18 protein-coding genes, 1 other RNA gene and 2 pseudogenes are annotated in these 14,843 nt (G+C 64.3%); 18 read left to right on the top strand and 3 right to left on the bottom strand.

Annotated elements, in window-relative coordinates:
- Positions 1-196: 196 nt before the first annotated feature.
- Positions 197-391 (bottom strand): hypothetical protein, encoded by a 195-nt coding sequence (locus G566_RS15575; RefSeq protein WP_169522747.1) that lies wholly within the window; start codon positions 389-391, stop codon positions 197-199.
- On the opposite strand from G566_RS15575, the gene G566_RS0103895 reads away from it, so the two are divergent.
- From G566_RS0103895 to ssrA, 7 genes and pseudogenes are all read left to right on the top strand, one after another.
- Positions 369-998, top strand: coding sequence for a PEPxxWA-CTERM sorting domain-containing protein (locus G566_RS0103895; RefSeq protein WP_207789907.1), 630 nt, complete (start codon positions 369-371; stop codon positions 996-998). The genes G566_RS15575 and G566_RS0103895 overlap by 23 nt on opposite strands.
- A 115-nt stretch (positions 999-1,113) precedes the next feature.
- A complete protein-coding gene (locus tag G566_RS15295) occupies positions 1,114-1,284 on the top strand; it encodes a hypothetical protein (RefSeq protein WP_022679366.1) in 171 nt (56 codons plus the stop codon).
- Between the two features lie 484 nt (positions 1,285-1,768).
- Positions 1,769-1,864 (top strand): annotated as a pseudogene (locus G566_RS15915) (PEPxxWA-CTERM sorting domain-containing protein); the annotation flags it as partial.
- 65 nt (positions 1,865-1,929) lie between these two features.
- Positions 1,930-2,559 (top strand): PEPxxWA-CTERM sorting domain-containing protein, encoded by a 630-nt coding sequence (locus G566_RS15760; RefSeq protein ID WP_022679364.1) that lies wholly within the window; start codon positions 1,930-1,932, stop codon positions 2,557-2,559.
- A gap of 167 nt (positions 2,560-2,726) precedes the next feature.
- The gene (locus G566_RS0103875) at positions 2,727-3,911 is read left to right on the top strand and encodes a glycosyltransferase family 4 protein (RefSeq protein WP_051135939.1); all 1,185 of its coding nucleotides are present in this window, start codon (positions 2,727-2,729) and stop codon (positions 3,909-3,911) included.
- A 44-nt stretch (positions 3,912-3,955) separates the two neighbouring features.
- A complete protein-coding gene (locus tag G566_RS15850; RefSeq protein WP_022679362.1) occupies positions 3,956-4,129 on the top strand; it encodes an efflux RND transporter permease subunit in 174 nt (57 codons plus the stop codon).
- Positions 4,122-4,468, top strand: a transfer-messenger RNA (tmRNA) gene (gene ssrA, locus G566_RS14995). The genes G566_RS15850 and ssrA overlap by 8 nt, the downstream gene beginning before the upstream one ends.
- A 105-nt stretch (positions 4,469-4,573) precedes the next feature.
- Here ssrA and G566_RS0103865 read toward each other — a convergent pair.
- A complete protein-coding gene (locus tag G566_RS0103865) occupies positions 4,574-5,080 on the bottom strand; it encodes a DUF3833 family protein (RefSeq protein WP_022679361.1) in 507 nt (168 codons plus the stop codon).
- A 207-nt stretch (positions 5,081-5,287) separates the two neighbouring features.
- Between G566_RS0103865 and G566_RS0103860 the strand changes: the two genes are divergently transcribed.
- The 11 genes and pseudogenes from G566_RS0103860 to G566_RS0103810 all read left to right on the top strand — a co-directional run bounded on the left by G566_RS0103860 (position 5,288) and on the right by G566_RS0103810 (position 14,297).
- A complete protein-coding gene (locus tag G566_RS0103860; protein ID WP_022679360.1) occupies positions 5,288-5,761 on the top strand; it encodes an SspB family protein in 474 nt (157 codons plus the stop codon).
- A gap of 53 nt (positions 5,762-5,814) precedes the next feature.
- Positions 5,815-6,420 carry a guanylate kinase gene (gene gmk / locus G566_RS0103855; protein WP_040605404.1) on the top strand — a complete coding sequence of 202 codons (606 nt, stop codon included), beginning with the start codon at positions 5,815-5,817 and terminating at the stop codon, positions 6,418-6,420.
- A complete protein-coding gene (locus G566_RS0103850) occupies positions 6,420-7,052 on the top strand; it encodes a DUF4893 domain-containing protein (RefSeq protein WP_022679358.1) in 633 nt (210 codons plus the stop codon). Before gmk ends, G566_RS0103850 begins: the two co-directional genes overlap by 1 nt.
- A 2-nt stretch (positions 7,053-7,054) precedes the next feature.
- A complete protein-coding gene (locus G566_RS0103845; RefSeq protein WP_084706764.1) occupies positions 7,055-7,834 on the top strand; it encodes a sulfite exporter TauE/SafE family protein in 780 nt (259 codons plus the stop codon).
- A gap of 11 nt (positions 7,835-7,845) precedes the next feature.
- The gene (locus G566_RS0103840) at positions 7,846-9,123 is read left to right on the top strand and encodes an amidohydrolase (protein WP_022679356.1); all 1,278 of its coding nucleotides are present in this window, start codon (positions 7,846-7,848) and stop codon (positions 9,121-9,123) included.
- Between the two features lie 17 nt (positions 9,124-9,140).
- On the top strand, positions 9,141-10,415 hold the full coding sequence (locus G566_RS0103835; RefSeq protein WP_022679355.1) for an amidohydrolase: 1,275 nt from the start codon (positions 9,141-9,143) through the stop codon (positions 10,413-10,415).
- A gap of 81 nt (positions 10,416-10,496) precedes the next feature.
- Positions 10,497-11,936 (top strand): aldehyde dehydrogenase family protein, encoded by a 1,440-nt coding sequence (locus tag G566_RS0103830; RefSeq protein WP_022679354.1) that lies wholly within the window; start codon positions 10,497-10,499, stop codon positions 11,934-11,936.
- A gap of 52 nt (positions 11,937-11,988) precedes the next feature.
- Positions 11,989-12,276, top strand: coding sequence for a DUF1330 domain-containing protein (locus tag G566_RS0103825; protein WP_022679353.1), 288 nt, complete (start codon positions 11,989-11,991; stop codon positions 12,274-12,276).
- A 4-nt stretch (positions 12,277-12,280) separates the two neighbouring features.
- Positions 12,281-13,234 carry an NAD(P)H-dependent flavin oxidoreductase gene (locus G566_RS0103820; protein ID WP_022679352.1) on the top strand — a complete coding sequence of 318 codons (954 nt, stop codon included), beginning with the start codon at positions 12,281-12,283 and terminating at the stop codon, positions 13,232-13,234.
- 233 nt (positions 13,235-13,467) lie between these two features.
- Positions 13,468-13,746, top strand: a pseudogene (locus tag G566_RS15910) (DsrE family protein); the annotation flags it as partial.
- A 56-nt stretch (positions 13,747-13,802) separates the two neighbouring features.
- On the top strand, positions 13,803-14,297 hold the full coding sequence (locus tag G566_RS0103810; protein WP_022679350.1) for a DsrE family protein: 495 nt from the start codon (positions 13,803-13,805) through the stop codon (positions 14,295-14,297).
- On the opposite strand, the gene G566_RS0103805 is transcribed toward G566_RS0103810, so the two are convergent.
- The gene (locus tag G566_RS0103805; RefSeq protein WP_022679349.1) at positions 14,294-14,815 is read right to left on the bottom strand and encodes a (2Fe-2S)-binding protein; all 522 of its coding nucleotides are present in this window, start codon (positions 14,813-14,815) and stop codon (positions 14,294-14,296) included. The two genes, G566_RS0103810 and G566_RS0103805, sit on opposite strands and share 4 nt — an antisense overlap.
- Between the last annotated feature and the right edge of the window lie 28 nt (positions 14,816-14,843).

Here is a 14,843-nt window from a genome sequence, read left to right as displayed (position 1 = left end):
CCGCACCGCCCAATCGGCGGCACGGAATGAGGGGCGTGGCGGGTAACCGCCGCGCCCCTTTTTCATGCGCCCTCGCCGCCAGCTCAGTCCGAAAGGTCTGTCTTTTCACAATTCCTGGAGCTGGCTGTGAACGGCCGTGTAAGCACCGCATATGGCATTTGAATTAACGAAATCGTAACCTTTTTGAACATTTATATTAATTATTTATAAAGGGATTGTTCAGTTTGGCGCATTGACGCGTGAGTCGTTCCTTGTGCTGCGCTGGATTGAGCCGTGTCAGCGGTTGGCCGGCGTTGCGTTTGTTCGGGGGAATGATCATGAAAATCGTGAAATTTGCAGCTGCGGCTGCTCTGGCCGCTTCGGCCTCGATGGCATCAGCAGCAGTCGTCACACTCGATTTCACCAACGTCGTAAACCCGGGGCTTGGCAACAGCACGGCCGTCAATAATTTCTACAATGGCGGCACCAGCGGCCACGGCACCAGCGGCACCAACTTTGGCGCGGCCTTCTCCAGCAACGCCTTAGCGATCAACAATTTCAATGGCTGCTGTGAACCGGATCAGGCACTTGGCAAGCAGGGCATCCTGTTCTTCCTGTCGGGCGGCGCCGTCACGCTGGACTATGCTGCGGGCTTCAGCAACGGCTTCTCGTTCAACTACTCGTCCAATTCCCAGGCATTCATCCGCGTTTATGATGGCCTTGGTGCCACCGGCAACGTGCTGGCCACGTTGAACTTGGCTCTGCAGGCCAATCAGGGTTGCCCGCCGAATGCGTCGGGCTTCTATTGCAACTGGACGGCAATCGGCGTGAACTTCGCCGGTGTCGCCAAGTCGATCGACTTCGGTGGCGGTGCCAACTTCGTTGCCTATGACAATATCACTTTCGGCAGCTCCACTGTTGGCGGCGTGCCGGAACCGGCCAGTTGGGCAATGCTGATCGCCGGCTTTGGCTTGGTTGGCGCGACCCAGCGTCGTCGCAAGGCCGCTGTCGCCGCCTGATCGCGACACGCAGTACAAGGCAAAGGCGCCGCCCGGCCATCCGGGCGGCGCTTTTCATTTCAGGCCCTCGCTCGGTCACGCTGCCCTCGCTCTTCCCCGTCTTGGCTACAATGACATGCGATTGCGTATCGGAATCGGGGAAAAGATCGATGCCCTGACTGCTCTCAAGGAGAACGTCATCGGCCACCGCCTGATTCCGGCCGGGACCGGCGCTGGCATCGGCCGCCTGCGCGTGGCGGCTGCCAGCCGCGATGCGGTGCGTTCCGTGCTGCAGACCGAAGGCTGATCCAAAGCACCGCCAATCGGCGGCGCGATGAAAGGGGCGTGGCGAGCAACCGCCGCGCCCTGTTTCGTGTGGCGGCTGGAAATGTCGGCGAAGTTTACAGCGAGCGAATGCCAATTCAGCCGTCATCCCACTCAAGTATCAGAATATAATAGGATTAACCTTTCGATAACCGACTTGGCACGGGCTGTGCATCTTGATGGGAGCCAGGGTAGGCCAGTACGGAGACGTTCACATGCACAGGATGATCCTCGCGGTGGCGGCCACGGCCGTGATCGCCGGCCCGGCGCAGGCCACCACCAATGCCGGTGCCGCGCCAACACCTGCCCCCGCGTTCGCGGCCACAACCAACGCTGAACTCTTTGCCCCGTTTTCCGACATGCAGTTCGGCAACGGCCGCACCACGCCCTTCAGTGTCGGCCGTGATCCCGGCCTGACCAGCAGCGGCTTCGTGCCAAGTGATCTGACCAGCGGCGGCCCGTTGGCCGGTGTGCCGGAGCCGACCGCCTGGACGATGCTGATTGCCGGTTTTGGATTGGTGGGCTTGATGGCGCGTCGACGCAAAACGGCGGTTTCCGCATGATTTAATTGGATTTTTTGATCTGGTCCCGACGGGGACAGCCAGTTTGTTGAAGAAGGGGAAATGAAATGATCCGGACATTCGTCATTGCCGCCGCACTGGCCGCTTCGCCGGCCGCCGCCGCGACCTATCTGCCGGTCGGGCCGCAGCTCAACGTGGCGGTGGGCACCGTCACCGGCGGTGGTTGGTCGCTGTGCTATTCCGCCACCATGGCGACGATCTTTGGTAGCAGCGCCTCGGTCGCCCTGTCTGATTGCGCTGGCGACCGCCTGCTGGTGGCCGGCCGGGAGACGGGCTCGGGCACGCTGCTGGTGCTGGCCCAGGCCCTGAAGACCGATGTGCTGTTCAACACGGGCGCAGCGAATAACGGCACCACCAACATCGCCAATGGCACCGGCTGGTACAATGCGGACAATTGGTCGTTCGGCTTCGTGCCGGCAGGTGAGACGCCGAACAAGAACGAGTGCGATACTGCCAGCGGCATCGGCCGCCTGTGCATTCACACGCTCACCTTTACCGGCGGCTATCGCATCAATGATATTCAAGGCCTCAACGACTCGTCGGCCTATGAAAAGCTGGTGTTCACCAGCTCGGGCGGTGCTGTCGTGCCGGAACCGGCCAGCTGGGCGATGCTGATCGCTGGCTTCGGCCTGGTTGGCGCCGTGGCCCGCCGCCGCCGGGCTGCCACTGCCGCCTGATCGCGGGCAACCGCAATTCGCAAAGGCGCCGCCCGGCCATCCGGGCGGCGCTTTTTCGGTTCTGGCCCGATCTGGGCCGACCTGCCCTTACTCTGCCCCGTCTTGGCCACAATGGCATGCGATTGAGCGAGTGAATAAGGGAAATGATCGTGGCCACCGCCTTCAAGATGCCCGAAGTGTTTGAAACCGCGCCCGCGTCGGCGCCCGCCCGCCCGCTGCGGATCGTGCTCTATTCGGGCAACTATAATTACGTGCGCGACGGGGCGAACCAGGCGCTCAATCGCCTGGTGGCCTTTCTCGAACGGCAGGGCTGCAACGTGCGGGTTTACTCCCCCACCAGCGATACGCCGGCGTTCGAACCGGCCGGCACGCTGGTTTCGGTGCCCAGCCTGTCGATCCCTGGGCGCGACGAATATCGGGTGGCGCTTGGCGTGCCCGATCGGCTGAAGCGCGAAATACGCGATTTCGCGCCCGATATCATCCATCTTTCCGCCCCCGATCCCGCGGCCCATGCGCTGAAGCGACTGGCGCGCGAATTGAAGGTGCCGGTGGTGGCCTCCATCCACACCCGGTTTGAAACCTATCTTGAATATTATGGTTTCGGCTTTGCTCGGCCGCTGATGGAAATGATGCTGCGCCGTTTCTATGCCGGGCTCGATGAAGTGTTCGTCACCACGCCCGGCTTTGGCGAGATGATGCGGGATGCGCGCATCATCGCCAATGAACCTGCGGTTTGGAGCCGGGGTGTGGACAAGGCGCGCTTCAATCCGCAACGCCGCTCGTCGGAATGGCGCTGGTCGCTGGGTATCGGCGACAGCGAGCCGGTGATCGGCTTCGTGGGCCGACTGGTGCTGGAAAAGGGGCTGGAAGCCGTGGCGGCAGCGGTGGCCGAACTCAAGCAGCGCGCTGTGCCGCACCGGCTGGTGGTGGTGGGCGATGGCCCGGCGCGGGAGCGGTTCGAAACGCTGGCGCCTGATGCCATCTTCACCGGCTTTCTTGATGGCACCAACCTGGCGCGGGCCTATGCCAGCATGGACATGCTGCTCAACCCGTCGACCACCGAAACCTTTGGCAACATCAATTTGGAAGCCATGGCCAGCGGCCTGCCGGTGGTGGCGGCGCGGGCCAGCGGCAACGAATGTCTGGTCACCGATGGCACCACCGGCGCGCTGGTGACGCCAGGTGACATCGCCGGCTATGCTGATGCGCTGCAGAATTATTGCACCGATCCGGTGCTGCGCGCCGGCCACGGCAAAGCAGGGCTGGCCGCCGCGCAGGCGTTTGACTGGGATGCCATCAACGGCGCCGTGCTCAACCGCTATCGCGACCTAATCGCAACTAAGCACCCGTAATATAACGGGTTTTCTTTTGTAGCAATTGCTCTACGCGGATCGGGATGATCCGCATGATTTGCCTCTTTGCCGCCATTGCAGTGGCGGCCCCCGCCGCAGCACAGACAGCGCTGTCCATCGATGCGCTCGCCACCGTGGTGATCGGCGGCATCCTCTCCTCCACCCTGCTTACCCTGCTGCTGTTGCCGGCGCTCTATCGCCGTTTCGTCAAGACTTGAGGAATCGCCGGGCAGCGCCTACATAAGTGATGCCGGCTTGCCGGATATGGCGATAAATGATGCCGTGAAATAGACGCAGCGGACCCGGGGGCAGTACCCGGCGGCTCCACCATTTCTTCAACCCGTTGTCGGGGCGATGCATGGGGCCGAACCAGAATCGACGTGTGTTCAAAGACGATATTTTTGCCCGGCCTGAATGAGCCGTAAAACCGTTCAAAACACCATAAATGCCAACGACAACGAGGCATTCGCAATCGCAGCGTAACCCGGTCCTCACGGACTGAGTTTCACTGGCCGAAAGCGCGGTACGGGCCACACCGGGCAACAGAAGTGGATTCCAGCGGCCGGAGGGGGGCCGGGCAACAGAACCCCCTCACCGATTTGCACAGTCACGGCTCCCCCGACCCACAAGTGACACTGGGAGGGCCGGGCAACAGAACCCCCTCATCGATTTTCGCGCATGATCACCTCGTCCAACCGTGCGACCGGCAGGCCGAATTTGCGCACGATCATCACATTGTGCAGCATCTGACCGCCGGGCTGCAGCGCCAGCCATTGATCGGCGCGCAGGCCCCCCTTCATGGTGAAACGCAGGTGCAGGCGATTGCCCTCGATGCGGCCGGTCACCGGCCCGGCAGCATCGCTCAGGCTGCCGGCGACACCACTCGGCCCATCACGGCGCAACTGCCATTGCCGCTGCGTCGCCGGCTGGTCCGCCAGCGTCACCGTCTGATCGAGGATGAGGCCGCCATCGCTGCCCCAACGCCCAACGCTGGCCACCGTCACGGCGCGCGGCCGGCGCAGGGCGATCTTCAGTGTGCCTTCGCCTCGGCTTTGACCGGTAAAGAAGGCCGGCGCATCAAGCGCGGGCGCGTCGGCCCGGGCCGGCGGCAATCGCCGGGCCGAAACACAGCCTGAAAGGCCGGCGAGCAGGGCAAGGGCCGCCGCCATTCGTCCGGTGTTCCCGCATTGCATCCTGTTTCCTCCCCCAAGCGCCGCCAAATGCCAGCGAAGATACGCGCGACCCGGATGCGGCGATGTCATCCACCACTGCGGCGGGCATATCGCTTGACCTTGGCCCCCCTTGACCTAGACAACGCCTCGCGCCAATCGGAAGCGACATTCCCCCCCCCGTTTTTCAGCCAAGGCTCAGCTCTCGTGAACGACACCACGCCCGACAGCCTGATCCCCTATGACGACATCGTCCAGGATGCGCTGCGCGGTGTGGTCAGCCGCGTGTTGCAGCGCATATCGGATGAAGGCGGCCTGCCCGGCGGCCATCATTTCTACATCGCCTTTCGCACCCGCGCGCCCGGCGTTTCCATCCCGAAACATCTGATGGAGCGTTATCCGGACGAGATGACCATCGTCATCCAGCATCGTTACTGGGATCTGATCGTGGCCGATGATCATTTTTCCATCGGGCTCAGTTTCAACCAGATGCCATCCAGCCTGGTGATCCCCTATGATGCCATCGTTGGCTTTGTGGACCCGGCGGTGAATTTCGCCCTGCAATTCGCGCCCAAGGACTGCGAGGGGCCGCCACCCGAAACGCCGCCGGAAGCGCCGCCGCCCGAACCCCAGGATGAAGGCAGCAACGTCGTCACCCTTGATCGGTTCCGCCGCAAGTGACGCATTTTGCCCGCACCGGCGCGCCGGCCCGCAGTCCACTCCGGCGCGGCCTGATGTTCGTGCTGTCCTCCCCCTCGGGTGCCGGCAAGACCACCATGTCGCGCGCGCTGATGGCCGAAGACAGCGGCATCACCATGAGCGTTTCGGCCACAACGCGCAGCCCACGTCCCGGTGAAGTGGACGGCGTTGATTATTATTTCGTGTCGCACGATCAGTTCCAGTCGATGGTTGAAGAAAACGCCCTGCTGGAATGGGCGACCGTGTTCGGCAACCGTTATGGCACGCCGCGCGCGCCGGTCGAATCGGCGTTGGCCGATGGACGGGATGTGCTGTTCGATATCGACTGGCAGGGCACGCAGCAGTTGCAGCAGACCGATGCGGCATCCGATCTGGTGCGGGTATTCATCCTGCCGCCGCATCTTGAGGAGCTGGAACGCCGCCTCAAGAACCGCAACACCGATCATCCGGAAGTGATCGCCGATCGCATGGCCCGGGCCCGCGACGAGATCAGCCACTGGGGCGAGTATGATTATATCCTCGTCAACGATGATGCCGAAACCTGCCTGAACGAAATCCGCGCTATCCTGAAAGCCGAACGGCTGCGCCGCAAACGCCAGCTCGGCCTGGCTGGGTTCGTGCGCGGCATGCTGGGCGAATGATGAGGCGCGCGCTGGCCCTGCTGGCGCTGCTGGTTCTGGCCGGCTGCAGCGGCAAGGATGAAGAGCTGCGCCCCTATGCCGTCGTGCGCCGTGCCGATGTGTGGCAGGCGGTGATCAAGGATCAGGATCGCGGCCGGCTGGCACGGCTTTCCGAAGCCTGGGATCAGGCCCGTGCCGATGTGGCCGAAGCCGGTGCCGCCGCCGAAATGGCCGCTTTGGGCCCGGTGGTGGGCGATGCGATCACCACCAATCCGGCGCTGCCAACAGTGGGTGAGCATCAGTGCCGTACCATCCAGCTCGGTTGGCGGCAGGGCAGTCCTCGCGTCAGCCCGGCGGTGCAGGCCAGTGCTTGGGCGCCGTGCCGGCTCAGCGCCGATGGCATCGTGCTGCGCTTTGAAACGGCGCCGGGGCCGCAGCAGTATCTGGGCACGCTCTATCCCGATGTCGATCGGCTGGTGTTTCTCGGCACGCTGCGGCTGGCCGGCGAGATGGGCCGGCTGCGTTATGGCGAGGATGGTGAACGCGACCAGCTGGGTGTCTTGCAGGCGGTCGGGCCCGGCCACTGGCGCATCGCGCTGCCGTGGCCGCGCTGGACGGCACGGTTGGTGCTGATCGAACTGCGCGCCGCCTGATCGTGCCCGCAGGCATTGCCGAATTGCTCAGCGCGCAGGGCTGGGCCTTCTGGGTCGCAGCGCTGGTGGGCGTGACCATCCTTGGCCTCGCCAAGGGCGGCTTTGCCGGGCTGGGCGTGCTGGGTGTGCCGATCATGGCACTTGGCATGAGCCCGGTGCTGGCCGCGGCCATATTGCTGCCGATCCTGTTGGTGCAGGACGTGTTTTCGGTGAAGGCCTTTGGTGCCCACCGCGACGTTGCCATCCTGAAAATCATGGTGCCGGGCGCGTGCGTGGGCATCTTCGCCGGCTGGGCGCTGGCGCGGTTCGTATCGGTATCGGTGGTGGAAGCGGCGGTGGGCCTGATTGCCATCGTGTTTGCCATCCAACGTATCCGCGCCGAACATCGCGGGGTGCCGGCGCGACTGGGGAGAGCGTGGGAGGGTGTGGCGATGGGCGCGGTGGCCGGCTTCACCAGCCAGATCGCCCATGCTGGTGGGCCGCCTTTCCAGATGCATGTGCTGCCGAAGAAGTTGCAGCGCGACATGTTCATCGGCACCAGCAGCGTGTTTTTCGCACTGATCAACTGGCTGAAAGTGCCCGCCTATTATGCGCTGGGTGCCTTCACGCCGGAAAATCTGTGGTTGGCCGCGGCACTGATGCCGGCGGCGCTGGCGTCCACGTGGGCCGGCACCGTGCTGGTGCGGCGTATTGATGGCCCGCGTTTCTATGCCATCATGCACGTGCTGATGATCTTGGTGGGCGGCAAGCTGGCGTGGGATGGCTTGTCGGCTCTGGTTTGAGGGGGAAGAAGATGAAGACGATCCTGCTGGCGGCTGCCCTGCTGGCCACCTCCGCGGACGCTGCGCCGGTCGATCTGGTCGCGCTCTATAAGGATCTCCACGCCCATCCCGAACTGGGCTTCCAGGAAACCCGCTCGGCCGGCATCCTCGCCGCTGAAGCCCGCGCTGCCGGCTGGCAGGTGACCGAGAAAGTGGGCGGCACCGGTGTCGTGGCCGTGATGAAGAACGGCCCCGGCCCCACCGTGCTGGTGCGCGCCGACATGGATGCGCTGCCGGTCAAGGAAATCACCGGCCTGCCCTATGCCAGCCAGGCCACCGGCCATTATGCAGGCGGCCCCGAAACCCCGGTGATGCATGCCTGCGGCCACGACATTCACATGACGGTGTGGGCCGGCGTCGTGCGCGCGCTGGCCGAGAAGAAGGCCGGCTGGCGCGGCACGGTGATCATGGTCGCCCAGCCAGCCGAAGAGATTATCCAGGGCGCGCGCGCCATGCTGGCCGACGGGCTCTATGCGCGTTTCGGCCGCCCCGATTATGCGCTGGCGCTGCACGATGGCACCGGCCCTGCCGGTACGGTTCAGGTCAATCTGGCCGCCAATGCCTCGGCGGCCGACACCGTGGACATCGAGGTGAAGGGCGTTGGCGGCCACGGCGCCTACCCGGCCGACACCAAGGACCCGGTGGTACTGGCCAGCCGCATCGTGCTGGCGCTGCAGACGCTGGTGAGCCGCGAGAACGATCCGTTCCGCCCGGCGGTGGTGACCGTGGGCAGCATCCATGGCGGCACCAAGCACAATATCATCGGCGAAAACGTGCACCTGCAACTGACGGTGCGCAGTTTCGATGCCGGCGTGCAGACTCGCCTGATCGAAGGCATCAGGCGTATCGCTCGCGGCGAGGCGATCGCCGCCGGCCTGCCGGAAACCCTTTACCCTGAGGTGACGGTGGACCCCAACGGCACGCAACCCACCATCAACACCACAGCGCTCGCCACCCGCATCAAGGCGCTGTTTCAGAAGACGCTGGGGCCGGACAAGGTGCTGGAAGGCAATCCGTCGATGGCGTCGGAGGATTACAACCAGTTCGGCCTGGCCGATCCGCGCATCCAGACCGTGATGTACTCGCTGGGCGCGGTGAACGCTGATGTGTGGGCCAAAGCGCAGCAGGACGGCACCAAGCTGCCCGGGCCCCACAATCCGCGCTGGGCACCCGATCCGGCCCCCACCATCGCCACCGGCGTCGCCACCATGACCGACGCCGTGATGATGCTGTTGCCCGCCGCGCGCTGACCCCGAGGAGACAGACGATGAAGAGCCTTTTTGCCAGTCTGCTGCTGGCGGCTGCGGCCCCGGCGTTCAGCGCCCCGGTTGATCTGGTCACCCTCTACAAGGATCTGCACGCCCACCCTGAACTCAGCTTTCAGGAAACCCGCTCGGCCGGCATCCTCGCGGCCGAAGCCCGCGCTGCCGGTTTCGAGGTGACGGAAAAAGTCGGCCGCACCGGCGTGGTGGCGGTGTTGAAGAACGGCAAGGGCCCGACGCTGCTGATCCGCGCCGACATGGACGGGCTGCCGGTGAAGGAAGCCACCGGCCTGCCCTATGGCAGCACGGCGATGGGCAGTTATGGCGACGGCCCGATGACGCCGGTGATGCATGCCTGCGGCCACGACATTCACATGTCGGTATGGGTGGGCACGGCGCGCTGGCTGGCGGAAAACCGCAAGGCCTGGCGCGGAACCGTGGTGATGGTGGGCCAGCCGGCCGAGGAAGGCGGTGGCGGCGCGCGGGCAATGATCGCCGATGGGCTGTTCACGCGCTTTCCCAAGCCGGATTATGCGCTGGCCCTGCACGACAGCAGCGGCATCCCCGCCGGCACGGTGAGCGTGCCGCCGTTCCGCGCCCTGTCGATCTCCACGTCGATGGACATGGTGGTGAAGGGCATCGGCGGCCATGGCGCCTATCCGGCCAGCACGAAGGACCCGGTTGCGCTGGCGGGCCGCATCATCACGGCCCTGCAAACCATCGTTTCCCGCGAGAATGATCCGTTCAAGCCGGCGGTGATCACGGTGGGCAGCATCCACGGCGGCACCAAGCACAATATCATTCCGGACGAGGTGAAGCTGCAACTGACGATCCGCAGTTACGACCCCAAGCAGCAACAGCGCCTGCTGGATGGCATTGCCCGGGTGGCAAAAGGCCAGGCGATTGCGGCTGGTCTGCCCGAAGCGTTGATGCCGGTGATCAGCCACACCGGTTATGGCGTGCCGACCCTGAATGATCCGGCGCTGGCCGCCCGCATCAAGACGCAGTTCGAAGCAAAGCTCGGCAAGGCCCGGGTGGTGGATCTCGATCCGTCGATGGCCTCGGAGGATTTCCAGTATTTCGGTCTGGAAGCCAAGGCGCCGTCAGTGATCTTCTGGCTGGGCGGTGTTGCTCAGGCACAGTGGGATGCGGCGCAAAAGGGCGGGCCGGCCATCCCCAGCCTGCACAACAGCGGCTGGGCCCCCGATCCGGCGCCGACCATCGCGACGGGCGTGGAAAGCATGGCGGCGGCGGCCACGCTGCTGCTGCCGGCGAAATAGCCTTATCAAAAGCGCCAAGCGCCGAATCGCCCCATCGGCGTGCTACAAGCGACCCAACAACACAGCTGGGGAGGCTGAACCATGCGCCAATACACCAAATTCTATATCGACGGCCAATGGGTTGATCCGGCGGCGCCAAAGCTGTTGGACGTGATCAACCCGGCCACAGAGGAAGTGGCCGGCGTGATCTCGATGGGCAGCGCCGCTGACGCCGACCGCGCGGTGATGGCCGCCCGCAAGGCGTTTTCGGGCTATTCACAAACCAGCCGCGCCGACCGCGTTGAATTGCTGCAGAACATCCTGGCGAAATATCAGGAGCGTTTTGCCGAAATCGCCGCAGCCATCACCGAGGAAATGGGTGCACCGGGCTGGCTGGCCATGCAGGCGCAAGCCGCAATCGGTGTTGGCCACCTGATGACCGGCATCGAGGTGCTGAAGAATTACGAGTTCGAAAAACTGCGCGGCACCACGCTCATTACCCATGAACCTATCGGCGTGTGCGCCTTCATCACGCCGTGGAACTGGCCGATCAACCAGATCGCCTGCAAGGTCGTCCCGGCGATCGCCACCGGTTGCACCATGGTGCTCAAGCCGTCTGAAATCGCGCCGTTCTCGGCGATCCTGTGGGCCGAAGTCATGCACGCCGCCGGTGTGCCGGCCGGTGTCTTCAACCTCGTCAACGGCGACGGTCCCACTGTTGGCGCCGCGCTGTCCTCGCACCGCGAAGTCGATATGGTCAGCTTCACCGGCAGCACCCGCGCCGGTATCGAAGTTGCCCGCAATGCCGCCCCCACCGTCAAGCGAGTTCATCAGGAACTCGGCGGCAAGTCGCCCAACATCATTCTTGACGATGCCGATCTGCAGGTCGCCGTTGCCGGCGGCGTCAAGTCGGTGATGATGAACAGCGGCCAGTCGTGCAATGCACCGACGCGCATGCTGATCCCTGCCGCCAAGATGGAAGCGGCCAAGGCCATCGCAAAGGCGGCTGCCGAAGCCACCACAGTCGGTTCGCCCGATGGCAATGCCGCGATGGGGCCTGTTGTCAGCGAGACGCAGTGGACCAAGATCCAGGGGCTGATCCAGAAGGGTATCGACGAAGGCGCAACGCTGGTCAGCGGCGGCACCGGGCGCCCGGATGGCCTCGACAAGGGCTATTATGTCAAGCCGACGATCTTTGCCGATGTCAGCAACGACATGACGATTGCGCGCGAGGAAATCTTTGGCCCGGTGCTGGCAATGCTGCCCTACCAGTCCGAGGAACAGGCCGTGGCGATTGCCAATGATACGGTCTACGGCCTCGCCGGCTATATCTCGGGCGAGCCCGAACACGCCCGCAAGGTTGCGCGCCAGTTGCGGACTGGCCAGGTCAACATCAACCAGGCCCCCGGTGACATGATGGCACCATTCGGCGGCTACAAACAGTCGGGCAATGGCCGCGAGTGGGGCGACCATGCCTTCACTGATTTCCTCGAAACCAAGGCCATCATCGGCTGGGGCGAAGCGGCAACAGCGGCGGAATAATCGTCAACGCCGTGCGCCGGCGGCGCACGGCGGCGATGTCTGGGGGGTTATCATGGCAGCCTATATTGTTTTCACGCGTGAACGCTTGCGCGATCCGGTCGAGTTTGGCGCTTATGGTGAAAAGGCCGGCGGGACGCTCGCCGGGCACATCGCCAAGCCGCTGGCCTTCTATGGTGCCCACGAAACGCTGGAAGGCGCGCCGATCGAAGGCGCCGTGATCGTTGAATTCCCTGACACGGCAGCGGCGAAGGCTTGGTATGGCAGCCCCGCCTATCAGGATGCCGTCAAGCATCGCTTTGCCGGTGCCGATTATCGCGTTTTCATCACTGAAGGTCTGTAACGCCATGGCTCTGCGCACTGTCATCTGTGATCTGCTTGGTGTCGATCACCCCGTCCTGCTCGCCGGCATGGGCGGCGTGTCCTATGCTGAAGTCTGCGCGGCGGTTTCCGACGCCGGCGGTTTCGGCTCCTTGGGCATGGCTGGCCTGCCGCCCAAGTTCATCGCCGATCAGATGGCGCGCGTGAAGGACCTGACCGACAAGCCGTTCGGCGTCGATCTCCTCACCGCCCAGCCCGAAACCCTTACCGCCAGTGTGGACGTGATCATCAAGGGCGGCGCCAAGGCGTTCATCGCCGGCCTCGGCGTGCCGGTGGCGATCATCACCGAACTGAAACAGGCCGGCATCGTGGTGATGTGCATGGCCGGCAACGTGAAGCACGCGGTGAAAGCCGCCGAAGCCGGCTGCGACGTGATCATCGCGCAGGGCACCGAAGGCGGCGGCCACACCGGCAGTGTCGCTTCGGTCGCACTGTGGCCGCAATGCGTGGACGCGGTTGATATCCCGGTGGTGGCAGCCGGTGGCCTCTATGACGGCCGCGGGCTCGCTGCGGCGCTGGCCTTTGGCTGCGTTGGCGTGTGGATGGGCACCCGCTTCATCGCCAGCCACGAGGCGCATGCCGGCCAGAAATACAAGGACGCCATCGTGGGCATGAGCGAAAGCGACACGGTGATCAGCAAGGTGTTCACCGGCAAGACGCTGCGCGCGATCGTCAACGATTCGAACCGCGATTTCGACAACCGCACCGCCAAGCCGTTTGCCGCGCAGGTGACCGAATCGGTGCAGCTCAATCGGCTCGGGCCCATCGCGGGCGTGCTCGACGTCATCCCTGAAACCCAGTGCCTGGCGGCCGGGCAGGGCGGCGGCGGCATCACCGAAATCCTGCCGGCCGGCGAGATCGTGCGCCGCACCGTGGCCGAAGCGCAAAGCGCGCTGCAAAGCCTGCGGAACCTCGGCTGATGCGGGCCTTGCTGATCGCGGTACTGCTGGCCGCGCCGGCGGCAGCCACCGATGGCCCGGTGTTCAAGGGCTTCGGCACCCACACCCCAGTCGAGCATAATGTTGCCATCCCCAAAGGCATGGTGCTGCGCCATGTCTATGACGTCACCAAGGCCGCGCCCGGCAAACTGAACCCCGGCTTTGAAACGGCAGCGCGCTTCATCAACAGCCATGTCGCCAACGGCGTTGCCGAGCGCGACGTGGCGGTGGCCGTGGTCGTGCATGGCCCGGCGATTGCCGAGCTCACGAAGCACGAAGTCTATGCCGCCCGCAATCCCGGCACGACCAACGCCAGCGAAGCCATGGTGAAGGAAATGCTGGCCAAGGGCGTGCGCTTTCTGGTCTGCGGCCAGGCCGCCAACGCCATGGGCGTGAAAAAGGCTGACTTGCTTCCTGGCGTCGAACTGGCCATCTCTGCCAGCAGCGCCCACGCCATCCTGCAGGCGCAAGGTTACACGCTGAACCCGTTCTGAAAGGCCCCATCATGATCCGCGCAGCGTTGTTGACCGCTCTCCTGCTCTAGGCGCCGGTGCTGGCGCAATCCCGCGAAGGCTTCGGCCCCGGCCCGGTGTTGCCCGCTGTCGGCCCGATCGCGCCGGTAGACAGCGACCTGGCGCTGCCCAAGGGCACCAAGTTCAAGATCGCCTTCGACGTTGCGGCCAAGGCCGCGCCCGGCGGGCTCAGCCGGCAGATCGAAACGGCGGCGCGCACGCTCAACATGCATGTGGCGGCCGGCGTCCCGCAGAAGGACGTGCAGATCGTTGTGATCGTCCACGGCCCCGGCGCGATGGACCTGCTGAAGCCCGAAGTCTACGCCGCGCGCAACGAGGGCAAGGCCAATGGCAGCCTTGATGCGGTGAGGAAACTGCTGGGTGCCGGTGTTGAATTCTATCTCTGCGGGCAGACGGCGATGGGCCAGAAGATCACGAAGGCCGATCTCATCCCAGGCGTGAAGATGTCGCTTTCGGCGATCACCGCCCACGCGGTCTATCAGCAGCGCGGCTACACGCTTAATCCGTTCTAACCCTTCAAACTCGGCGCGCGCGCGGCGGCTTCGCCGGCGTCCACCTCCGGCCCCGGAATGCCTGCATCCGCCCGGCCTGATGCGGCCATGTGGATGGCGCGGCGGATGCGCGGGTAGGTGCCGCAGCGGCACAGGTTGGTGATGGTGGTGTTGATGTCGTCATCACTGGGGTTGGGCTTGTCCTTCAACAGGGCCGCCGCCGCCATGATCATGCCGGATTGGCAATAGCCACATTGCGGCACTTGGGCAGCGATCCATGCCTGTTGCAGGGGGTGATCGCGATTGTCGGACAGGCCTTCGATGGTGGTGATGAACGTGCCTTCCAGTTCAGCAATCGTCACCTGGCAGCTGCGCGTTGCCTTGCCATCCACATGCACGGTGCACGCGCCGCACAAGCCGGCACCACAACCATATTTGGTTCCGGTCAGTCCCGCCGCATCGCGCAGCGCCCACAGCAGCGGCGTATCAGGCTGCATCAGAAATTCGACAGGATTGCCGTTGACGGTGAACTTGGTCATTCCTCTCCCATAGACTTGTGGAGGCTGC

Origin of the sequence: Sandarakinorhabdus limnophila DSM 17366, from assembly GCF_000420765.1 — a bacterium.
In the GTDB taxonomy this organism is placed as follows: Bacteria; Pseudomonadota; Alphaproteobacteria; order Sphingomonadales; family Sphingomonadaceae; genus Sandarakinorhabdus; species Sandarakinorhabdus limnophila.
Note: the sequence above shows the minus strand (reverse complement) of the source record. Positions and strands in the feature narration are given on the sequence as shown.